The sequence below is a fragment of the Aliihoeflea sp. 40Bstr573 genome, from assembly GCF_024105655.1.
In the GTDB taxonomy this organism is placed as follows: Bacteria; Pseudomonadota; Alphaproteobacteria; order Rhizobiales; family Rhizobiaceae; genus Aliihoeflea.
The window spans coordinates 248,665-267,812 of sequence record NZ_JAAAMH010000002.1 but is presented as its reverse complement, the minus strand read 5'-3'; the positions used below and the strand labels follow the sequence as shown (position 1 = coordinate 267,812).

Annotated in this window: 12 protein-coding genes and 1 pseudogene; 7 read left to right on the top strand and 6 right to left on the bottom strand. The window is 64.8% G+C overall.

All coding sequences use genetic code 11. The features are described from left to right. Window positions 1-246: 246 nt before the first annotated feature. Window positions 247-1,224: an NADPH:quinone reductase gene (locus GTK01_RS04570; protein WP_252924663.1), complete on the bottom strand. Its 978-nt coding sequence runs from the start codon at window positions 1,222-1,224 to the stop codon at window positions 247-249. Further along, window positions 1,221-1,808: a ferric reductase-like transmembrane domain-containing protein gene (locus tag GTK01_RS04565; RefSeq protein ID WP_252924662.1), complete on the bottom strand. Its 588-nt coding sequence runs from the start codon at window positions 1,806-1,808 to the stop codon at window positions 1,221-1,223. Before GTK01_RS04565 ends, GTK01_RS04570 begins: the two co-directional genes overlap by 4 nt. 100 nt (window positions 1,809-1,908) lie before the next feature. On the opposite strand from GTK01_RS04565, the pseudogene GTK01_RS04560 reads away from it, so the two are divergent. The 6 genes and pseudogenes from GTK01_RS04560 to GTK01_RS04535 all read left to right on the top strand — a co-directional run. Further along, a pseudogene (locus GTK01_RS04560) lies at window positions 1,909-2,853 on the top strand (DMT family transporter); the annotation flags it as partial. A 158-nt stretch (window positions 2,854-3,011) separates the two neighbouring features. Continuing rightward, on the top strand, window positions 3,012-4,370 hold the full coding sequence (locus tag GTK01_RS04555; RefSeq protein WP_252924661.1) for a glutamine synthetase family protein: 1,359 nt from the start codon (window positions 3,012-3,014) through the stop codon (window positions 4,368-4,370). Window positions 4,371-4,477: 107 nt separating this feature from the next. After that, complete coding sequence (locus GTK01_RS04550; RefSeq protein WP_252924802.1) at window positions 4,478-5,563, top strand: polyamine ABC transporter substrate-binding protein; 1,086 nt, start codon at window positions 4,478-4,480, stop codon at window positions 5,561-5,563. 54 nt (window positions 5,564-5,617) lie between these two features. After that, entirely contained in the window at window positions 5,618-6,760 is a 1,143-nt protein-coding gene (locus GTK01_RS04545; protein WP_252924660.1) for an ABC transporter ATP-binding protein, read from the top strand. A gap of 5 nt (window positions 6,761-6,765) precedes the next feature. After that, window positions 6,766-7,677, top strand: a complete 912-nt coding sequence (locus GTK01_RS04540; RefSeq protein ID WP_252924659.1) for an ABC transporter permease subunit — start codon at window positions 6,766-6,768, stop codon at window positions 7,675-7,677. Beyond that, on the top strand, window positions 7,674-8,489 hold the full coding sequence (locus GTK01_RS04535; RefSeq protein WP_252924658.1) for an ABC transporter permease subunit: 816 nt from the start codon (window positions 7,674-7,676) through the stop codon (window positions 8,487-8,489). The genes GTK01_RS04540 and GTK01_RS04535 overlap by 4 nt, the downstream gene beginning before the upstream one ends. Before the next feature lie 38 nt (window positions 8,490-8,527). Here GTK01_RS04535 and GTK01_RS04530 read toward each other — a convergent pair whose 3' ends face one another. Further along, complete coding sequence (locus GTK01_RS04530; RefSeq protein WP_252924657.1) at window positions 8,528-10,381, bottom strand: AsmA family protein; 1,854 nt, start codon at window positions 10,379-10,381, stop codon at window positions 8,528-8,530. A gap of 197 nt (window positions 10,382-10,578) precedes the next feature. Here GTK01_RS04530 and GTK01_RS04525 point away from each other — a divergent pair, with 197 nt between their 5' ends. Further along, window positions 10,579-12,537, top strand: coding sequence for an acetoacetate--CoA ligase (locus GTK01_RS04525; protein ID WP_252924656.1), 1,959 nt, complete (start codon window positions 10,579-10,581; stop codon window positions 12,535-12,537). Between the two features lie 259 nt (window positions 12,538-12,796). Here GTK01_RS04525 and GTK01_RS04520 read toward each other — a convergent pair whose 3' ends face one another. The 3 genes from GTK01_RS04520 to GTK01_RS04510 all read right to left on the bottom strand — a co-directional run bounded on the left by GTK01_RS04520 (window position 12,797) and on the right by GTK01_RS04510 (window position 18,966). Continuing rightward, the gene (locus tag GTK01_RS04520) at window positions 12,797-14,275 is read right to left on the bottom strand and encodes an iron ABC transporter permease (protein ID WP_252924801.1); all 1,479 of its coding nucleotides are present in this window, start codon (window positions 14,273-14,275) and stop codon (window positions 12,797-12,799) included. A 303-nt stretch (window positions 14,276-14,578) separates the two neighbouring features. After that, window positions 14,579-15,637 carry an extracellular solute-binding protein gene (locus GTK01_RS04515; RefSeq protein ID WP_371924267.1) on the bottom strand — a complete coding sequence of 353 codons (1,059 nt, stop codon included), beginning with the start codon at window positions 15,635-15,637 and terminating at the stop codon, window positions 14,579-14,581. 143 nt (window positions 15,638-15,780) lie between these two features. After that, window positions 15,781-18,966 carry a histidine kinase dimerization/phospho-acceptor domain-containing protein gene (locus GTK01_RS04510; RefSeq protein ID WP_252924655.1) on the bottom strand — a complete coding sequence of 1,062 codons (3,186 nt, stop codon included), beginning with the start codon at window positions 18,964-18,966 and terminating at the stop codon, window positions 15,781-15,783. Between the last annotated feature and the right edge of the window lie 182 nt (window positions 18,967-19,148).

Here is a 19,148-nt window from a genome sequence, read left to right as displayed (position 1 = left end):
TCGATAGTCGGTCATCCAGTATCGCGAGTTGAAAGACCGCCCAGCTCGGCCATGAATTCGGCATGTGATTTGCCACCGCCACGCGCTTCCGCCTTGGCCAGTTGAGCCTCGATCCGCTTGCGCGCAGTCGCATGGAGTTCGCGCCCGAGCTCTTCCTGCTCGGCGTCTGGCAGCGCTTCAACTTCCCTGATGAGCCGAACTTCTTTGTCCTCAAGATAGCATTCGCGGCGCGAATCCCAATCCGTCTCACCCCATCCGCAACACTACGTTCCCCGTCACCTTTCCACCCTCGACCGCCTCATGCGCGTCGACGATTTCGTCCAGCCCGTACGTCGCGCCGATCGTGTGCTTCAACGTTCCCGCTTCCAGCATCTCGTTCAGCTCTTGCAGCCGCACCGCACGCTCTTCGTCCGTCAGTTCGTAGACGACGAAAACCCGCAGCGACAGGCTTCCCCAAAGCAGTGCCGGGAATGAGACGGGCACGTCGCCGGCGACGTTCGAGCCGTAGCAGACGAACTTGCCGTGCTGCGCCAGAACCCCGCTTGGCAAGAGCGCAGCGGTCGAGGAAAAGTCCATGTCGATGATGCCGTCGACGCCCTTGCCGTCGGTCAGGTCCTTCACCCATGCCGCGACGTCCTCGCTGCGGTAATCGATCACCGCATCGCAGCCCGCCTGGAGTGCATGCTCGCGTCGCCCGGCCGATGCCGTGCCGATGACCCGCGCGCCGGCGGCCTTCGCCATCTGCACCGCGTAGTGCCCGACGGCGGCCGCCGCTCCGGTGACGAGCAGCGTCTTGCCCGCGATGTCGCCGTGGAGCTTCACCGCGTGCAGCGCGGTCAGGCCCGGAATGCCCATGCAGGCACCGGCCTCGAAATCCATGCCGTCAGGCAGATGCACGGCCTGCGCGGCCGGCAGGGCGATGAACTCCGCCGCCGTGCCGAAGGGCCGCTTCCACTGGCCGTTCCAGGTCCAGACCCGCTCGCCCACGCGCTTGGCGTCTACGCCGTCTCCAACCGCTTCGATGATGCCTGCGCCGTCCGAGTGCGGAATGATGCGCGGCGCAATCAGCGGCCGGCCGCGCCGGCTCTTCACATCGGATGGATTGACGCCCGAAGCCATCAGCTTGACGAGGACTTCGCCCGCGGCGGGCTTCGGCGTTTCCATTTCCCCGACGGTGAGCACCTGCCGCGCGTCGCCGTTCGTCTCGTACCAGGCAGCTTTCATCGTCCCATCCTCCCGTTCGAATCTCTGCGCCGCAACCTCGTTGCCAGCCGCGCCAATTGCAAGAGCCCGAGCGGCGCGAACCAGATCAGCGCTTCCGTCCAGTCGCGCGTCAGAAGCAGCCAGTGCGCAAGCGTCAGGAGGGCCGCCGGATAGGTGAGGCGTTGCACGGCCTTCCAGCCGCGCCCCATCGCGCGCACCGCCCGGTCGTTGGAAATCGCCGCCATGACCAAAAGCCCGGTGAAGGCCGCCCAGCCCGTCCACATCGAAGCCCAGGCCATCCCTGCGACGATGTCGGCGATGCTGCCGATCGACAGCGCGAAGACAACCATGTGGATCGCCGCATAGCCGAATGCGGCGACGCCGATCGCCCGCCTTTGCCGCAGCAGCCAGCGTGTCCACGCGGCCGCGCCGAACAGCGCTTTCAGTGGAGAGATCGCCAGTGCGAGAATGAGCAGCACCGCCGCCGCCTCGCCGGTGGGGCGGATCGAGACGCGCCAAGGCGCGCCGAGCATCAGCGGCGCGAGCATGGCGAGCGCGGGCAGCATGAGAATGCTGAACAGGAAGAGGCGCGATTGGAGCAGCATTGAGTGAGCCAATTAGCTGAACTGGCTGGATCACGCCATCTGCGTGTCAGCCGATATAGATGGCTGAGCCGCGGGCAGCGGCGTTTCTTGGAAACCGAGCATGTCGCAGGCCGCGCCCCTCACCGCCGTCCCGTCCGTCTCTCCGCGCGACGAGCGCGTTGGCTTCCTGCTCGTCTTCCTCTCCGCGCTGTTCTGGAGCCTTGGCGGCGCGATCGCGCGCTTCATCGAGGCGCCGGATTCCTGGACGGTCATCTTCTGGCGCTCGCTGTGGGCCGCCGCCTTCCTCATCGGCTACATGATGTGGCGCGACGGCTTTGCCGGCACCAAGGCGCTGTTTCGCCAGATGGGCCTGCCCGGCATCGCGGTCGCCTTGTGCTTCGCCACCGCGTCGACCTCCTTCGTCGTCGCGCTTTCCTATACGACCGTCGCCAACGTGCTCCTGATGCAGGCCGGTGTCCCGCTCATCGCCGCGCTCATCGCCTTCGTTCTCTTTCGCGAGCGCGTGTCGCTCGCCACTTGGGCGGCAATCGCCGCCGTCATCATCGGCGTCGCCATCATGGTTTCGGATTCGCTCACCGGAAACGTCTCGCCCGTCGGCGATGGCCTGGCGGTGCTGATCGCGCTGGTCTTTGCCTGCGCCACCGTCATCACGCGCCGCTACTCCCATGTTCGCATGACGCCGGCAACGTGCCTCGGCACGCTCATCGCCGGCAGCTTCGCGGCGACGCAGGCTTCGGCGTTCAGTGTTACGTCCGCCGACATGGCGTTCCTTTTCGCTTTCGGGGCGCTCAATCTCGGTCTCGGCCTTGCGTTCTTCGCCACCGGAGCCCGGCTCATCCCGGCTGCTTTCGCAGCGCTTCTGGGAACGTTCGAAACACTGCTCGGCCCGGTCTGGGTCTGGCTCGTCCATGCCGAGGTGCCTTCGGCGCGCACCATTGTCGGCGGCGCGGTGGTCTTTGCCGCGCTCCTGGTGCACATCGCGCTGGAGTTTCGCCGCCAGCGCCGCCCGGTCAAACCCGGTGTCACAGGCGTTCAGCAGCCGAACCGACGGCCCGCGAAACGGCCCATTGACTCCCGTCGGGGCGGCGGGCAGGCTGTCAAATGTGTCAACAATCAGACAGGTTTATCTTGCAACCCACGGCAACGGGCATCCTCGAAACGCATCCTGAAACATCTGCGGACCATCCGGCACCGGAACTGACAGTGTCCAAATTCGTCTCCGCGGAACACGAGCGCGAATACCGGGCCTTCATCGAGGAACATCCCGATATCGAAGCCGTCGAGTTCCTGCTGGTCGACCCCAATGGCGTCATGCGCGGCAAATGGGCGCCGGGTGATGCGCTGAAGAAGGCCTTCGAGGAAGGCGTCAATTTCCCGATGTCGCTGCACGGTCTCGATGTGTGGGGCCGCGAGGTCACCGAGACGGGTCTTCACATCGAGACAGGCGACCAGGACGGCTATTGCCGCGCCACGCGCGGCACGCTCTCCATCGTGCCCTGGGCCAAGCGCAAGACCGCGCAGGTGCTGCTCCAGACCTTCACGCCGGAGGGCGAGCCCTACATGGCCGACCCGCGACAGGTCTTGAAGAAGAAGATCGCCGAGGTGAACGCGAAGGGCTTCTTCCCCGTCGTCGCCTTCGAGCTCGAATTCTACCTGCTCGACCCGAACACCGCATGGCATGACGGGATGCCCGGTCCGGTCGGCGCCACCGCTGGTCCCGATCGCCTTCGCATGTACGGCCTCGACGATCTGGCCGAACATGCCGATCTGTTCGACATGATCCGCGACGCGGCGGACGCTCAAGGCTTGCCGATCGACACGATCATCAAGGAAGCCGCCCCGGGGCAGTTCGAGGTCAATCTCAAGCACCGCGCCGATCCGCTGAAGGCTGCGGACGACGTCATCATGCTTCGTCGCATCGTGCTCGGCTGTGCCCGCGCGCATGGGCTGACGGCCACCTTCATGGCCAAGCCCTTCCTCGAATTTGCCGGCAACGGCATGCACGTTCACGCGTCCATGCTGGACGCTTCGGGATCGAACATTTTCGGTGGCCCGCAAGGCCGCAAGGTGCTGGAATCCGCCGTCGCGGGCCTTTTGACGTCCATGCCGGAATCGCTCCTGATCTTCATCAACACGTGGAACGGCTTTCGCCGCATCACGCCCGGCTCCTATGCGCCGACCCGCGCCGTGTGGGGCGAGAACAACCGCTCGGTCGCCCTGCGCATCCCCGTCTCGAACGATACGAACCGCCGCGTCGAGCACCGCATCGCCGGCGCGGATGCCAATCCCTATCTCGTCCTCGCGGCGATCATCCAGGGCATGGTCGAGGGCATCGAGGCTAAGGCCGTGCCGCCCCCGCCGGTCGACGGAAACGCCTATGACGAGGACGGGCTGATGCTGCCCGACGACATGGACGACGCCCTGCAACTGATGGCCAGAAGCAAATTCGCCGACCGCGCGCTCGGGCCGTTCCTGGCCAAGGTCTACCGCGACCTGAAGCGGGCGGAGATCATCGCCTTCTGGGCCGAGATCACCCCCCTGGAGCGCACCACCTACCTGTGATGCCATTGCCGCTTGCCGCAGTGCAAAATCGGCAATAGGTTTTGTTTATCAGGGCGTTCGCAGCCCCAAAAAACCGACAGAGGAGAAGTCGTATGAAGTCACGCAACATGCTGCTCGGCGCAGCTGCCTTGGCCATCTCAGCCGCCTTTGCCGGCGGCGTCGCCGCGCAGGACCGTGTCGTCAACGTCTATAACTGGTCCGACTATATCGACGATTCGCTTATCGCCGAGTTCACCGAGAAGACCGGCATCCGCGTCGTCTACGACGTGTTCGATTCCAATGAGATTCTCGAGACGCGCCTCCTGGCCGGTGGCTCGGGCTACGATGTCGTGGTGCCGACGGGCCTCTTCCTGTCGCGCCAGATCGAGGCTGGCGTCTTCCAGGAGTTGGACAAGTCCAAGCTGCCGAACATCGAGAACATGTGGGACTTCGTCGAAAGCCAGGCCGAGAAATACGATCCGGGCAACGCCTATTCGATCAACTACATGTGGGGCACGGTCGGCATCGGCTACAATCCGGCCATGGTCGAGGAACGTCTCGGCACCGCCGAGATCGATAGCTGGGACGTCGCCTTCGACCCGGAAAACCTCGCCAAGCTTGCCGATTGCGGCGTCTACTTCCTCGACAGCCCGACCGACATCCTGCCGACCGTGCTGCTCTGGCTCGGCAAGGACCCGAACTCGACCGAACAGGCCGATCTCGAAGCGGCCGAGGAAGTCATGCTGGCGGTTCGCCCGCACATCCGCCGCTTCCATTCGTCCGAATACATCAACGCGCTCGCCAATGGCGACATCTGCTTCGCCATCGGCTGGTCGGGCGACGTCTTCCAGGCGGCCGACCGTGCGGCCGAGGCGGACAACGGTGTCGAGGTTGCCTATTCCGTGCCGCAAGAGGGCGCGCAGCTCTGGTTCGACCAGATGGCGATTCCCGCCGACGCGCAGAATGTCGAGGAAGCGCATGAATTCCTGAATTTCATCATGGAGCCGGAAGTCATCGCGCGGGCGACGAACTACGTCTATTTCGCCAACGGCAACGAGGCGGCAAAAGAGTTCATCGAGCCAGAAATCATCGAGGACAACGCGATCTATCCGGACGATGCGACGCTCGAAAAGATGTTCACGGTGATGCCCTACGAGCCGCGCTTCCAGCGCCTCGTGACACGAAGCTGGACGCGGATCGTCACCGGCCAGTAACGCTCAGAACGGCCCGGTTCCTCCGGGCCTTTCCTTTCCAACGAGGGAACTGCAATGAAATCGCTGGGAAGCATTCGCCGCAGCTTTGCGCCCTGGGCCGACCCGGATGCGAAACCGTTCATCGCCTTCGAAAACGTGACCAAGCGGTTCGGTGATTTCACTGCTGTCGACAATCTGTCGCTCAATGTCTACGAGCGCGAGTTCTTTGCGCTTCTGGGCGCATCGGGCTGCGGCAAGTCGACCTTGCTGCGCATGCTGGCGGGCTTCGAGGAGCCGAGCTCGGGTCGCATCCTGCTCGACGGGCAGGACCTGGCGGGGATCCCGCCCTATCGCCGCCCCGTCAACATGATGTTCCAGTCCTACGCGCTTTTCCCGCACATGACGGTTGAGAAGAACATCGCCTTCGGCCTGAAGCAGGACGGAATGCCGAAGGCGGACATCGAAAAGCGGGTCGCCGACATGCTGAAGCTGGTCAAGCTGGGAGAGTTCGCCAAGCGCAAGCCGCACCAGCTTTCCGGCGGCCAGCGCCAGCGCGTCGCACTCGCCCGTTCCGTCGCCAAGCGTCCCAAGGTGCTTCTGCTCGACGAACCGCTCGGCGCGCTCGACAAGAAACTGCGCGAGGAAACGCAGTTCGAGCTGATGGATTTGCAGCAGGAGCTCGGCCTCACCTTCATGGTCGTCACGCACGACCAGGAAGAGGCGATGACCATGGCCGACCGCATCGCCATCATGGACAAGGGTGAGGTGATGCAGGTGGCCACCCCCGCCGAGGTCTACGAGGCTCCGGCTTCGCGTTTTGTCGCTGATTTCGTCGGCTCGGTGAACATCTTCGAAGGCCGCGTTGCCGGCCGCGAAGATGGCCGCATCGAGATCGCGACGGCCGATGGCGTCACCATCCTTGCAGATGATGCCACCGCCGCGCCGGGCGAGGGGACGGTATGGTACGCCGTGCGCCCCGAAAAGATCCGCATCTCGTCACGAAAGCCTGAAAACCCTGCGCTCAACGCCATCGAAGGCGAGGTGTGGGACATCGGCTATCTCGGCGATATGACGGTCTACAACGTCAAGCTGACAAGCGGACTGGTGGTGCGCTCGAGCGAACTCAACAGCCAGCGCACCACACAGGACCCGCTGACCTGGAACGACCGCGCCTGGCTGACCTTTCCGGCGGACGCCGGCGTCGTGTTGACGCGGTAGCGGCCATGACCCGCCTTGCCTCCGCTATCGCCGCCCGCGTCACGATCATCGTGCCCTATCTGTGGCTGCTGGTCTTCTTCCTCGCTCCGTTCCTGATCGTCTTCAAGATATCGCTGTCCTTCACGGCGATCTCGATGCCGCCTTACACGCCGACCTTCGACCTTTCCGAGGGCTGGCAGGCCTTCACCGAAGCCTTTTCGGAGCTCTCCTTCGAGAACTATCTGTGGCTGTGGGACGACGCGCTCTATATCAACGCCTATCTGACAAGCGTCTGGATCGCGGGCGTCTCAACTTTCCTTGCGCTGCTGATCGGCTATCCGATGGCCTATGCCATGGCGCGCTCGCCCGACAGCCTGCGCCCGCTTCTTCTGATGCTGGTCATCCTGCCCTTCTGGACGTCGTTCCTGATCCGCGTCTATGCCTGGATCGGCATCCTGAAGCCCGAAGGACTGCTCAACCAGTTCCTTCTGTGGCTGGGCGTCATCGACGCGCCGCTCGTCATCACCGGCACCTATGCCGCGATCTATATCGGCATCGTCTATTCCTACCTGCCCTTCATGGTGCTGCCGCTCTACGCGACGCTGGAAAAGATGGACTTCTCGCTGATCGAGGCCGCGCAGGACCTCGGCTCGACGCCCGCCGGCGCGTTCTGGAAGATCACCGTGCCGCTTTCCGTGCCGGGCATCGTCGCCGGCTGCATGCTGGTCTTCATTCCTGCGGTCGGCGAGTTCGTCATCCCCGACCTTCTCGGCGGCTCGCAAACGCTGATGATCGGCAAGACCTTGTGGAACGAGTTCTTCGCCAACCGTGACTGGCCGGTGGCGTCCGCCGTGGCCATCGTGCTTCTTCTGGTCCTCGTCGTGCCGATCATGTTCTTCCAGCAGGCGCAGGCGAAGGCGCAGGAGCGTGGCCAATGAACCGTCTGTCGCGCTTCAACGTCGCTTCGCTGATTCTGGGATTTGCATTCCTCTACATCCCGATCCTGCTTCTCGTGATCTATTCCTTCAACGCGTCCCGCCTGGTCACGGTCTGGGGCGGGTTTTCCACGCGCTGGTACGTCTCGCTCTTTTCCAACCAGCAATTGCTCGACGCCGCCTGGGTCACCTTCCGCGTGGCGTTTCTCTCGGCCTCGGTCGCCACGGTCCTCGGCACGCTCGCGGCGATCGTCTTGACGCGTTACACGCGCTTTCACGGCCGCATCCTCTTCACCGGCATGGTCTTCGCACCGCTCGTCATGCCTGAGGTCATAACCGGCCTGTCGCTGCTCCTGCTCTTCGTCGCCATCGGCCTCGAACGCGGCTTCATGACCATAACGCTCGCGCACATCACCTTCTCGATGTGCTTTGTCGCGGTCGTGGTGCAATCGCGGCTGCTCTCCTTCGACCGCTCGCTGGAAGAAGCCGCGCAGGATTTGGGCGCGACGCCCACGCGCACCTTCTTCTCCGTCACGCTGCCGGTCATCCTGCCGGCCATCGTCGCCGGCTGGATGCTCGCCTTCACCCTCTCGCTCGACGATCTGGTGATCGCCAGCTTCACCTCGGGTCCCGGTGCGACGACACTGCCGATGCGCATCTACAGTCAGGTGCGGCTCGGCGTGACGCCGGAGATCAACGCTGTCTCGACGATTCTGATCGGCGTGGTCGGTGTCGGGGTGATCATCGCTTCGCTGGTCAACAAGCGCCGCGACGTCCAACGCCGCCGCGACGAACAGGCCGCCGCTCAGGGGTGAGTCTTCGGACAGGTCCGCGCCGGTCACTTCACGAAGGATCAGAGTTCCGGCGCATCCCGGACATCGGGCACGCTCGGCACCGGCGAGATGAAGGGTTCGTCCCATCCGCCGCCCACGAAGAATTTCACGGCCTCGCCGGTAACCTGGTCCTGTCCGTCCACCGCTGCGACTTCTCCGGAAAGTGCAAGTGCGCGGCCGGCCAGCGGCACGATCCCCGTCAGCGAGGCGCGCCGGCCTTCCATCAGCACTGTCGCCGTGTCGATCCGCGCCAGCCCGCGGCCGACCACGGCGCTGAACTGAAGGCCACGGATCGGCAGCGCGCCTTCGGAAACGCTCGATAGCGGGAAGAGCTGGCCCTCTGCCATGCGCGCCAGGAACGCGTTGGCGTCGATGCCGACGATGTCGCCGGCCGCGAAATTGGCCGTCAGAGTGCCTTCCGACGTCGAGATGACCGAGTTCCAGTCATTGCCCTTGCCGCGCAGGATGGCCGAGAGGTTGCCGCGCGTCTGCGGCACGAAGCGCTTGGCGCCGGCTTGCAGCGTCATGGCGCCGACGTCGATCTCGCTTGCCAGGAACCGCAATTCGACGGCGTTGGCCCCGCCGGCCGGCTCGATGCGGATACCTGCCTGGATCGTGCCGCCGAAGGCCGATGCGTCGGAAATGTCGAAGGCGGCGTTGCCGTCCTTGAGCTGCGCCGTAGCGGCAAGGCCCGCCAGCGCGAAACTGCCGAGCTGCGCCTGCGTCGCCGAAAGGCGAAGGTCGAGATTGAGTTGCCGCGCCGCGTTCTCGTCGATCAGGTCGGCTGCCTCGTCCACCCTGTCGATCTGCGGCGTGAATGCGGCAAGGAAGGTGCCGAGATTGAGCCGCTCGAAGGCGATCGAGCCACCTATGGTCGGTGTTGCGTCATCCGTCGAAAGTTCGAGCACGCCGGTGCCGGGGCTGCCGGCCAGGTCGAGCGCGACTTCTTCGATACGCAGTCGTTCGGCACTGCCGGTGATCCGGCCGGACAGCTTCGCCGCGCCGATCGTCTGGCCGGCCAATATGTCTGTGCGCGACCATTCGAGCGCGCGGCGCAACGACGGCGTCTCGAAGCTCGCTTGCCCGTCGAAGAAGGAGTTGACCGAAAGGTTGGCCGTGCCTTCGAAGCGCGCCTTGGCGGGTGCCGCGTCGAGCGAAAGCCGCACCTGCGATGTGCCGCCGGCCAGAAGCAGCAGCGGCTGCGCGCTCGACGCGTCTACACGCATCGCCTCGCTGCGCCAGATGCCGTTGGCCGTCAGCGTTGCCGGCCGGTCGAGCGCCGGCCAGTCGATCTGCCCCGTCAGTCCGGAGAGGATAATCTGGTCCTCGTCGCCTTCCATCACGGCGATCCTGCCGTCGTTGAACGTCATCTGGCCGAAGGGGTCGCTCGGGAGTTCAGACAGATCGGGCTCGACGCCGTTGGCGGCGACGATCGCCCCCGCCGCGTCGATTGCCCGGATCATTCGCCCCCCGCCCGGTGAAGGGGGAAGGTCGAATACCGGCGTTGGCCTGGTGAGGCGCAAAAGCGGATGTTCGAGGGTGAGCCGCGAAAAGACGACGTCTCCGCGCAGAGCTGCCAGGGCTGAAAGGTCGATGTCGACGCGCTCGGCTTCCAGGACAGGCTTGCTGCCCTGGGCGCCCCACTCATAAAGGGCGACGTTGGAAAGATGGGCGGAAAAGGTCGGCCAAACATCGATGCGCGGCGCCTCGCCGAGCTGCACCCGGTAGCCGCTCCAGGCCGACAGTTCGTAGGCGATCCGGTCACGCACGAGCTGCGTCGAGGCGATCCACGGCAAAGCGAGAACCAGCCCGACGCCCACGACGGTAAGGGCGGCGAGCCCGATGATCGCTCGTCTGACGACCTGTCCCTGCATTCACCCTCGCCGATTGGCGGACCAGACCGGCTGTGCGCCGATCGATCCCCGGTTCCGGTTTAATCGATGCGAATGCCATTTCAAGCATTTGTGGCCTTGGAAGGGCCGTTGCCAACGTATTTCTACGATCCTGCCAGTGCTTGTCAGCTGAGCCTGCGCTGTGCTTCAAGAGCGCGACCACTTCTGGGAGGACCCGCATGACCGAGACAGCGCCGCTCTGGACCCCGAAATCGCAGGATATCGAGGCGGCTCCCATTACTGCCTTTGCCCGCCAGGCCTCGACGGCTGCAGGGCGGGAACTGGGCGACTATGACGCGCTGCATGCGTGGTCTGTCGAGGACCGCGAGGCGTTCTGGAACCTCGTCTGGGATTTTTGCGAGGTTAAGGGCGAAAAAGGCGCGCGCGTCCTGGAAGATGCCGACCGGATGCCCGGCGCCCGGTTTTTTCCCGACGCAAAGCTGAATTTCGCCGAGAATCTGCTGTCGCGACGCGGTTCGCACGACGCGCTCGTATTCCGCGGCGAGGACAAGGTGGCGCGCCGTATGTCGTGGGACGAGCTTCACGCGCTGGTCTCCCAACTCCAGCAGCTCTTTCGCGCTCATGGCGTGGGCGAGGGCGACCGCGTCGCGGCAATGATGCCGAACATGCCCGAGACCATCGCAGCCATGCTCGCCACAGCCTCCATCGGAGCGATCTGGTCGTCCTGCTCGCCCGATTTCGGCGAACAGGGCGTGCTCGACCGTTTCGGCCAGATCGAGCCGAAGCTGTTCATCACGATCGACGGCTATCATTACAACGGCAAGGCGCTCGACGTTTCGGACAAGGTCGCCGCCGTCATCGCCAAGCTGCCGAGCGCAACCCGCGCTTTCATCGTCGATTATCTCGGCAATGCGAAGACCGCCGCCGCCAAGATCGACCGCGCCGAAGCCCTTTCAGACGCGATCTCTGGCTTCGAGCCGAAGGAGGTTGAGTTCGCTCGGCTGCCTTTCGCGCATCCGCTTTACATCCTCTTTTCGTCGGGCACGACGGGCATTCCCAAATGCATCGTCCATTCGGCCGGCGGAACGCTGCTGCAGCACGTCAAGGAACATCGCCTTCACGCCGGAATGGGCGAGGGCGATCGCTTCTTCTATTTTACCACATGCGGCTGGATGATGTGGAACTGGCTCGTCTCCGGCCTCGCCTCGGGCGCAACACTGCTGCTCTATGACGGCTCGCCGTTCTACCCCGACGGCAACGCCATCTTCGACTTCGCGCAAGCCGAGAAGATGAGCTTCTTCGGCACCTCGGCGAAGTTCATCGACGCGGTCAAGAAGGCTGGCCTCCAGCCGAAACAAACGCACGACCTGTCCTCCGTGCGCACCATTGCATCGACCGGCTCGCCGCTCGCGCCCGAAAGCTTCCGCTTTGTCTATGAGAGCATCAAGGAGGACGTCCATCTCGCCTCGATCTCCGGCGGAACGGATATCGTCTCCTGCTTCGTCCTCGGCATCCCGACCAAGCCCGTCTGGATCGGCGAAATCCAAGGGCCCGGCCTCGGAATGGCCGTCGACGTCTGGGACGACGATGGCCGCACGATCACCGGCGAAAAGGGCGAGCTTGTCTGCACCAGTCCGTTCCCGGCCATGCCCATCATGTTCTGGAACGATCCCGACGGCGCGAAGTACAAGGCTGCCTATTTCGAGCGTTTCGACAATGTCTGGTGCCATGGCGACTTCGCGGAATGGACGCCGCATGGCGGCATCGTCATCCATGGCCGGTCGGACGCGACGCTCAACCCGGGCGGTGTGCGCATTGGCACGGCCGAAATCTACAACCAGGTCGAGCAGTTGCCCGAGATCGTGGAGGCCATCTGCATCGGCCAGACGTGGGATGACGACGTCCGCGTCGTGCTGTTCGTGCGCCTCGCCGAGGGCGTGGCGCTGGACGAGGGGCTGGAAAAGAAAATCCGCACCCAGATCCGCACCGGCGCCAGCCCCCGCCACGTTCCCGCCCGTATTGTTGCGGTCAACGATATTCCGCGCACCAAATCCGGCAAGATCACGGAACTCGCCGTGCGAGACATCGTCCACGGCCGCGCGGTGAAGAACAAGGAAGCACTTGCCAATCCCGAGGCGCTGGAACTTTTCCGCGACCTGCCGGCCCTGCGCGCCTGATCTTGGTTAACCACCGTACCGCGATAATTTACCGTTTCGTCAACGTCCCTAGCATTCGGTAAAAATCTCGGCGCCGTGGCAAGGTTTCGTTAAGGGTTGCCGCGCCATTGTGGGGGCAACTTGAGACAAAAGACGCGCCCCGACAGGCCGCGCGCCTCACCGCTTCAAGTCCCTGTGTGACACAAATTCTCTAGCGCCCCTCTTGGGGCGCTTTTTTTGTCTGCACGGGCGCTGCCTTTTGAAGTGAGACCCCCACCCCTTACATCATCGCTTCGCGATCCCGGGCCAATGCCCGCGACAGCAGCACCACCGGAATCAGCGACGTCACGATGATCAGGAGCGCCGCGACCGCGCCGTCCTCCGGCTGGCCGCGCGAGGCGTTCTCGTAGACGTGGGTCGCGAGCGTGTTGAAGCCGAACGGCCGCAAGAGAATCGTCGCAGACAGTTCCTTGATCGTGTCGACGAAGACCAAGACCGCTGCCGTCAAGATTGCAGGGCCGAGCAGTGGCAGGACCACGGCGCGTGCGCTCTGGCCCGGTGTGCGCCCGAGGCTTCGAGCGGCCTCGTCAATGTTGGGTGGCAGCTTTTCGAGACCGGAGCGGATCGAGCCTTCAGCAAGCGCCAGAAACCGGATCGAGCAGACAAGCACGACCGCCGCTGCGGACCCGGTCAGCAAAAGTCCCGTCGAGATGCCGAACGCCTCGCGCATTACCGCGTCGAGCGCATTGTCGAACCGGGCGAGCGCGAAGAGCAGGCCGAGACCCATTACCGTTCCCGGCAGCGCATACCCGACCATCGCGAAGCGCGTCAGTGCGGTCACGAGGTGCGAACGCGCCAGCCGTGCCGCCTGGATCAGCACGAGCGCGATGACGATGGTGAAAAGCGCGGTAGCCGTCGCAGTCAGGATCGAATTGGTAAGCGCGTGCATGAGTGCCGGATCGGCGAATTGCTGCAGGCGCCGCGAGGCGTAGTCGCCGAAGACGTAGAGCGGAATGCCGAAGCCGGCGGCGACCGGCAGCGCCGCGAGAAGCGTCGTAAGGCCGGCCTTGGGGCCCGTCAGTTGCACGCGGGGCGGACGCGCCTTCATCTGCGTTGCGCGCACCGCGTGGTAGCGCTGGCGCCGCCGCGCCCATTGCTCGGCCATAAGGAGGGCGAAGACGATGACGAGCATGATCATCGCGATCTGCGCCGCCCCCTCGAGGCTACCCCTGTTGAGCCAGGTGGAGAACACCGACAGCGTCAGCGTGCGCACGCCCAGATATTCCGATGCGCCGATATCGTTCAGCGTCTCCATCAAGACGAGCGCGACGCCGGCTGCCACCGCCGGGCGCGAGATTGGCAGGAGTATCTTCCAGAACACCTTGCCCGGCCGCGCGCCAAGCGTGCGCGCGACCTCGGCGATGTTGCGGCCCTGCATGATGAAGACGACGCGGGTCGTCAGGTACACGTATGGAAAGAGCACGGCCGACAGCACGATCGCCGCTCCCGTCGTCGAGCGGATGTCGGGAAACCAGTAGTCCCGCGTGGTCGCAAATCCGAACGTTTCGCGGATCGCGGTCTGCACCGGTCCGGTGAAATGGAAGAACTCGCCGAACGCGTAGGCGGCCAGATAGGGCGGCACGGCAAGCGGCAGCACGAGCGCCCATGCGAGCGTTCGTCTCAACGGAAAATCGTAGGCGACGACAAGCCAGGCGGTCGTGACGCCGATCGACGCCGTGCCGGCGGCCACCAGCGCCATCAGCCACAAGGTCGTGGTAGCGGCGCGCGGCAGCACGAAATTGACGAGGTGCGGCCAGTCCTCGCCAGTGCCCGAAAGTGCGATGCCGGCGAGCGTCAGGACGGGGAGGAGCACGATCGCGGCGACGATCGCGCTCAAGACCAGCGCCAGCGGATGCCGCTGCCGCCGCGCGCGCGGCGCGGGCGGGGAGATCGCGGCGGTCCTGTCGATCAGAAGCTGGTCGGTCACGATACGCTCATCGGAAAACGGCGAAGGCCGGTCCGCTGCCGGACCGGCCTGAACATTCAGCCCTGGATGAGGGGCTTAGGAACTCGGCCCATCGTCCAGCCCCACGCGATCGACCATTTCGGAGGCCGCGCGGCGGTTCTTGGCAATCTCCGTCAAGGGCAACGTGTCGGCATTGAGCTCGCCGAAGGATTGCACGTCCGCGCTTGCCTCGACGCCTTCCTTGACCGGGTACTCGTAGACCTGCGCCGCGTAGATTTCCTGCGCTGCATCGGAGGCGAGGAAGCGCATCAGTTCGAGTGCCTCGTCCCTGTTCGGCGCGTTCTTGGCGAGTGCCATGCCAGAGACGTTGACGTGGGTGCCTGAATCCTCGTCGATGGTCGGGAAGATGACCTTGATCGCGTCCGCCCAGTCCTTCTGTTCCGGCTCTTCCTCATTGTTCATCATGAGGCCGACATAATAGGTGTTGCCGAGCGCCAGGTCGCATTCGCCCGCCATGATGTTCTGGGCCTGGCCGCGATCGTTGCCGTCGGGCGCGCGGGCGAGGTTCTCCTTGAAGCCCTTCATCCACTCTTCGGTCTCCGCTTCGCCCCAATTGGCGATCAGGGAAGCGAACAGCGCGATGTTGTAGTCGTGCTGGCCGGAGCGGATGCAGATCTTGCCCTTCCACTTCGGGTCTGCCAGGTCGGCATAGGACATCGCGTCCTCGGTGACGCGGTCCTTTGAGGCCCAGATCACGCGGCCGCGCCGGGTAACGCCGAACCAGTGGCCTTCCTCGTCGCGATACTCGGCAGGAATGTTGGCGTTGATCGTCTCGTCATCCAGCGCCTGCGTCACGCCCTTGTCCTTGGCGGCCTGCAGGCGGGCGATGTCGACGGTGAGGATGACGTCGGCCGGCGAGTTCGTCCCCTCCGCCGCGATGCGATCCTCGAGGCCCTTGTCGAGGAACAGCACTTCGGTCGCGATGCCGGTCTCCTCGGTGAAGGCGTCGAGCACCGGCTTGATCAGATCGGGTTGGCGATAGGAATAGATGTTGACGGTTTCCTGCGCCAGCGCCAGTGGCGCTGCGAGCACGGTTCCGGCAACGGCGGCGGCTGCGAAGACCGCCTTGCGGGGCAGCATCGACTGAAGATTCATCTGGGGGTCCTCCGAACAAAGGATTACCTGGAAAGCGCGTTCTCCACTCGCTGTCCAGTGGCCAGTTCTTGTTAAATCGGAGGAGATTAGTCAAGTTATTTCGCGTGGCCGATCAACAGGTTAGAAAGGTTCTAAACTATGGGTCAATCGGCCAGCACGCGCGTCGGTGGAAAGTCGATCTCGACCAGCGTGCCTTCGCCCGGCTTGGAGCTGATCGCAAAGCGCGCCCGGTTGGCCTCCACCATCGCCTTGGTCAACGGCAGTCCGAGCCCGGTTCCCTCGCGGTGGCTGCGCTTCAGCGCATTGACGCGCTTGAAGGGCTTCAGCGCCTGGTCGATCTCGGACGCGTTCATGCCGATCCCGGTATCACGTACGCGAATGGCGATGCCGCCATCGGGCTCGAGCGCCGTCGACAAGATGACCTGACCGCCCGCCGGCGTATAGCGCACCGCATTGGACAGAAGGTTGAGCGCGATCTGCTTGACCGAGCGCAGGTCGGCGACGACGTCCGGCAGGCGCGAGGCGAAGGAGGAGCGGATGATGACCCGCTCGCGGTTCGCCTGCGGCTGCATCATCGCCACGGCCTCGCCCAAGACCTCGTTCAACGACACGGCCTCGTAATTCAGCTCCTGCTCGCCGGCCTCGATCTTGGAGATGTCGAGGAGGTCGTTGACGAGGTCGAGCACGTGGTTGCCGGAACGGCTGATGTCGCGCAGATAGTCGCGATAGCGCTCGGTGCCGATCGGCCCGAAGCTCTCATTGATGATGAGCTCGGAAAACCCGATGATGGCGTTGAGCGGCGTCCGGATCTCGTGGCTGATGCGGGCGAGGAATTCGCTCTTTTGCGAGGAGGCGCGTTCGGCCTGCGCGCGCGCCTGCGTCAGTTCCTCCTCGGCCCGTTTCCAGTGCGTGATGTCGCGCAGGACCGCGCAATAGCCGCCTTCCTTCGGCAGGCGCCCGATCGTCATGAACAGCGGGATGAACCCGCCTTCCGCCTCGCGGCCGATCACCTCGCGCCCATCATTCATCACCGCCGCGACGCCCTTGCGCGCGATCCGCTCGACATAGTCCTGCGCGGTTCGCTGGCTTTCGATGGCAAAGAGTTCGCGGAACGGGCGCCCCTCGATCGCATCGGAATCGAAGCCGAACAGCGCCTCGGCCGGCTGCGAGATCGAGCGCACGGCGAAATCGTTGTCGATCAGGATGACGCCGTCCGTCGCCGTGTCGATGATGGTCTGAAATTCGGCGAGCCGCGCCCGCAATTCTTCGCCGCCGTCATCGGCGATTTCCGACGCCGGTGCCACCGCGGGCACCGGTCCGGTCCGCGCCTGCGGCAACAGCGTCAACATCAGCGCCTTGCCGCCATGCCAAGGGATCGAGTGCAGATGCGCCCGCACCGGCATTTCCGGGCCGTCGGCCCGGTTCAGCGACAGGATGCCCTCTTCGCCGCCGTCGCAATCCTCGAACAGCGCATCGAGCCCGCCGGCATCCGCGAATGCGTCGAGCGAGGCGAACCCGGTGAGGTCGAAGAACGCGGCGTTGGCAAGATGCAGCGTCTCGCCCGAATGGATCAGCGTCGCCACCGGCAAATGGTCGACCAGCCGGTCCTCCACGCTTTCGTCGGCGCTTGCGCGCGGCGCAAAGGCGGAAGGCAGGAAATGGACGTTGGCCGGGGCCGGCCCATCTTCTTTCGGTTCAATGGCGGGGTCGGCCGGGAGGGCTTCGGCCGGCTCGGCTTCCGCCGGCTTGGCATCTGCCAGCCGAACGACATTGCCGGCCGCCTCGATTTCATCGACGGCAATCTCTGGCTCGGCGAAACGCGCGCGCTCCTGCGCCTGCCGTTCGGCTTCCGCCGTCTCGCCCAGATGCGGCTCGGACTGTTCCGCGGCCGGCCCATCGCCGATCTGCTTTTTCAGCTTGGTGCCGATTTCCTGGAACGTCTGCCGGTCGCCGGGCGAAAGCGCCTTTCCATTGGTTCCCGGGCGCACATCATCGAGCCGCACGACCTTGTCGCTCGCACGCCGCCCGAAATCCGGCAGGGCCGCCAGGACCGGCGCCTCCCCCTGGAATGGATCGTCAGGGTCGATGGGCTGGGGCGCCTTGGGGCTCATCAAGGCAAGGCCGAGTTGGTCCGGGTCCGCGACGGCGTCGGCCATGCGCGCAACGCCGAAGCCGCGGAAACCTTCGAGCATGCGATCGCGGTCGTAGACTGGCAGCGCGGCCAGATCGACCGGCACCTTCAGCGCATGCCCTTCGATGGGCCACAGCACCGTGCGCCCCGACCAGGTGTCGCGCCGGTCAAGCAACGCGGCGATTTCCTCATTGAGATCGAAGCCGAAAACGGTCGCCACATCCCGGAACGAGCGGCCGATCACGTCGGCGGCATTGGCCCCCACGGCGTCGATGAATTCGGGGGAGATCTGCGCAAACCGGCCGCTGGCGTCGGTTCGCCAGACGAAGCGGATGGGCTGGGTGGGAAGCGCACGCGGCCCACCCTCTGTTGCTGGCGCAGGGGCAGTATCCGCCTCGTCGATGGCGGAGGTGGCCTCTTCCATCACCAGTTCTTCCGGCTCGGCCTCGGCGATGACCGGTTCGGACACTGGGGGCTGTTCGCTCGCAACCTCCGGCGCGTCCTCGTCCGCACGCTCGAGCGCCGGCACTTCCTCCTCGTCGGCATCGATCTCGTTCGAGGTCAGGAGAAGATGGAGCGCAGGCTCGTCCGTCAGCCGCGCGAAACCGACCGGCAGTGTGCCGCCCTCTACCGTCACGAGCTTCTTCACAAGCCGGTCGTGCTCGCGCGAAACGTCCTGAACCAGCGTCCAGAGCGCAGTGCGACCGAGCCCCAGCCGGTCGAAGTCGGCGGTCGAAGCGATCACGGCGCCGTCCGCGCCCACCATGGCAGCGGCATAACCCGCCTCGGCAATGCCCGCGATCGCGGCCTTTGCGCGCGCTTCGCCGCGCTGCAGCGGCGGCAGGGCGAGCAGGATGGCGAGTTCCCCACGCGGAAGGCGGATTTGCGCCGCCTGAAACGTCGTTATGCGGCTCGCCATGCCCTGGGGCAGGCGAAGGGAAACCGCGCGCTCGGCGCCGATCCGCGGAAAGCCAGACAGCGAGGCGATCTGCCGCCGCGCCTGCACCGACAGTCCGGCCGTGCTGTCCATCGCGCTTTCGATGTCGCCATGCCCGAAGAGCGCCGCGCCTGGTCCGTTCGCCCAGATCACCTGTTCGAGATCGGGCGCAAGCAGGACGAGCGCTTCGCCGCGCGCAAACCTTTCGCGCACGCCGCCAAGGACGGCGATATCGATGAAGGAATAAGTCGCGGCCGTCATCGGGTTCCTGTGCTTGCGCGGGGTTTGCCCTAGTTCGTCATTTCGCGGGATTCGCCCACTTAACCCTTCGTTAATAAAAGCGGATCGCTCCGGCGTCCACATTTCGCGCGCTATGCTGCCGGTCCGATTGGCGACGTGGTTAATCCGCAGGCAGTGTGGTACCGCAGCGCACGCGTTGAATA

Coding starts and splice junctions, on each gene's coding strand:
- GTK01_RS04525 (WP_252924656.1), top strand. CDS start 10,579: ATGACCGAGACAGCGCCGCTCTGGACCCCGAAATCGCAGGATATCGAG.
- GTK01_RS04530 (WP_252924657.1), bottom strand. CDS start 10,381: ATGCAGGGACAGGTCGTCAGACGAGCGATCATCGGGCTCGCCGCCCTT.
- GTK01_RS04540 (WP_252924659.1), top strand. CDS start 6,766: ATGACCCGCCTTGCCTCCGCTATCGCCGCCCGCGTCACGATCATCGTG.
- GTK01_RS04545 (WP_252924660.1), top strand. CDS start 5,618: ATGAAATCGCTGGGAAGCATTCGCCGCAGCTTTGCGCCCTGGGCCGAC.
- GTK01_RS04520 (WP_252924801.1), bottom strand. CDS start 14,275: ATGGCGCTGGTGGCCGCCGGCACGGCGTCGATCGGCGTCACGACCGCC.
- GTK01_RS04515 (WP_371924267.1), bottom strand. CDS start 15,637: ATGAATCTTCAGTCGATGCTGCCCCGCAAGGCGGTCTTCGCAGCCGCC.
- GTK01_RS04565 (WP_252924662.1), bottom strand. CDS start 1,808: ATGCTGCTCCAATCGCGCCTCTTCCTGTTCAGCATTCTCATGCTGCCC.
- GTK01_RS04570 (WP_252924663.1), bottom strand. CDS start 1,224: ATGAAAGCTGCCTGGTACGAGACGAACGGCGACGCGCGGCAGGTGCTC.
- GTK01_RS04510 (WP_252924655.1), bottom strand. CDS start 18,966: ATGACGGCCGCGACTTATTCCTTCATCGATATCGCCGTCCTTGGCGGC.
- GTK01_RS04535 (WP_252924658.1), top strand. CDS start 7,674: ATGAACCGTCTGTCGCGCTTCAACGTCGCTTCGCTGATTCTGGGATTT.
- GTK01_RS04550 (WP_252924802.1), top strand. CDS start 4,478: ATGCTGCTCGGCGCAGCTGCCTTGGCCATCTCAGCCGCCTTTGCCGGC.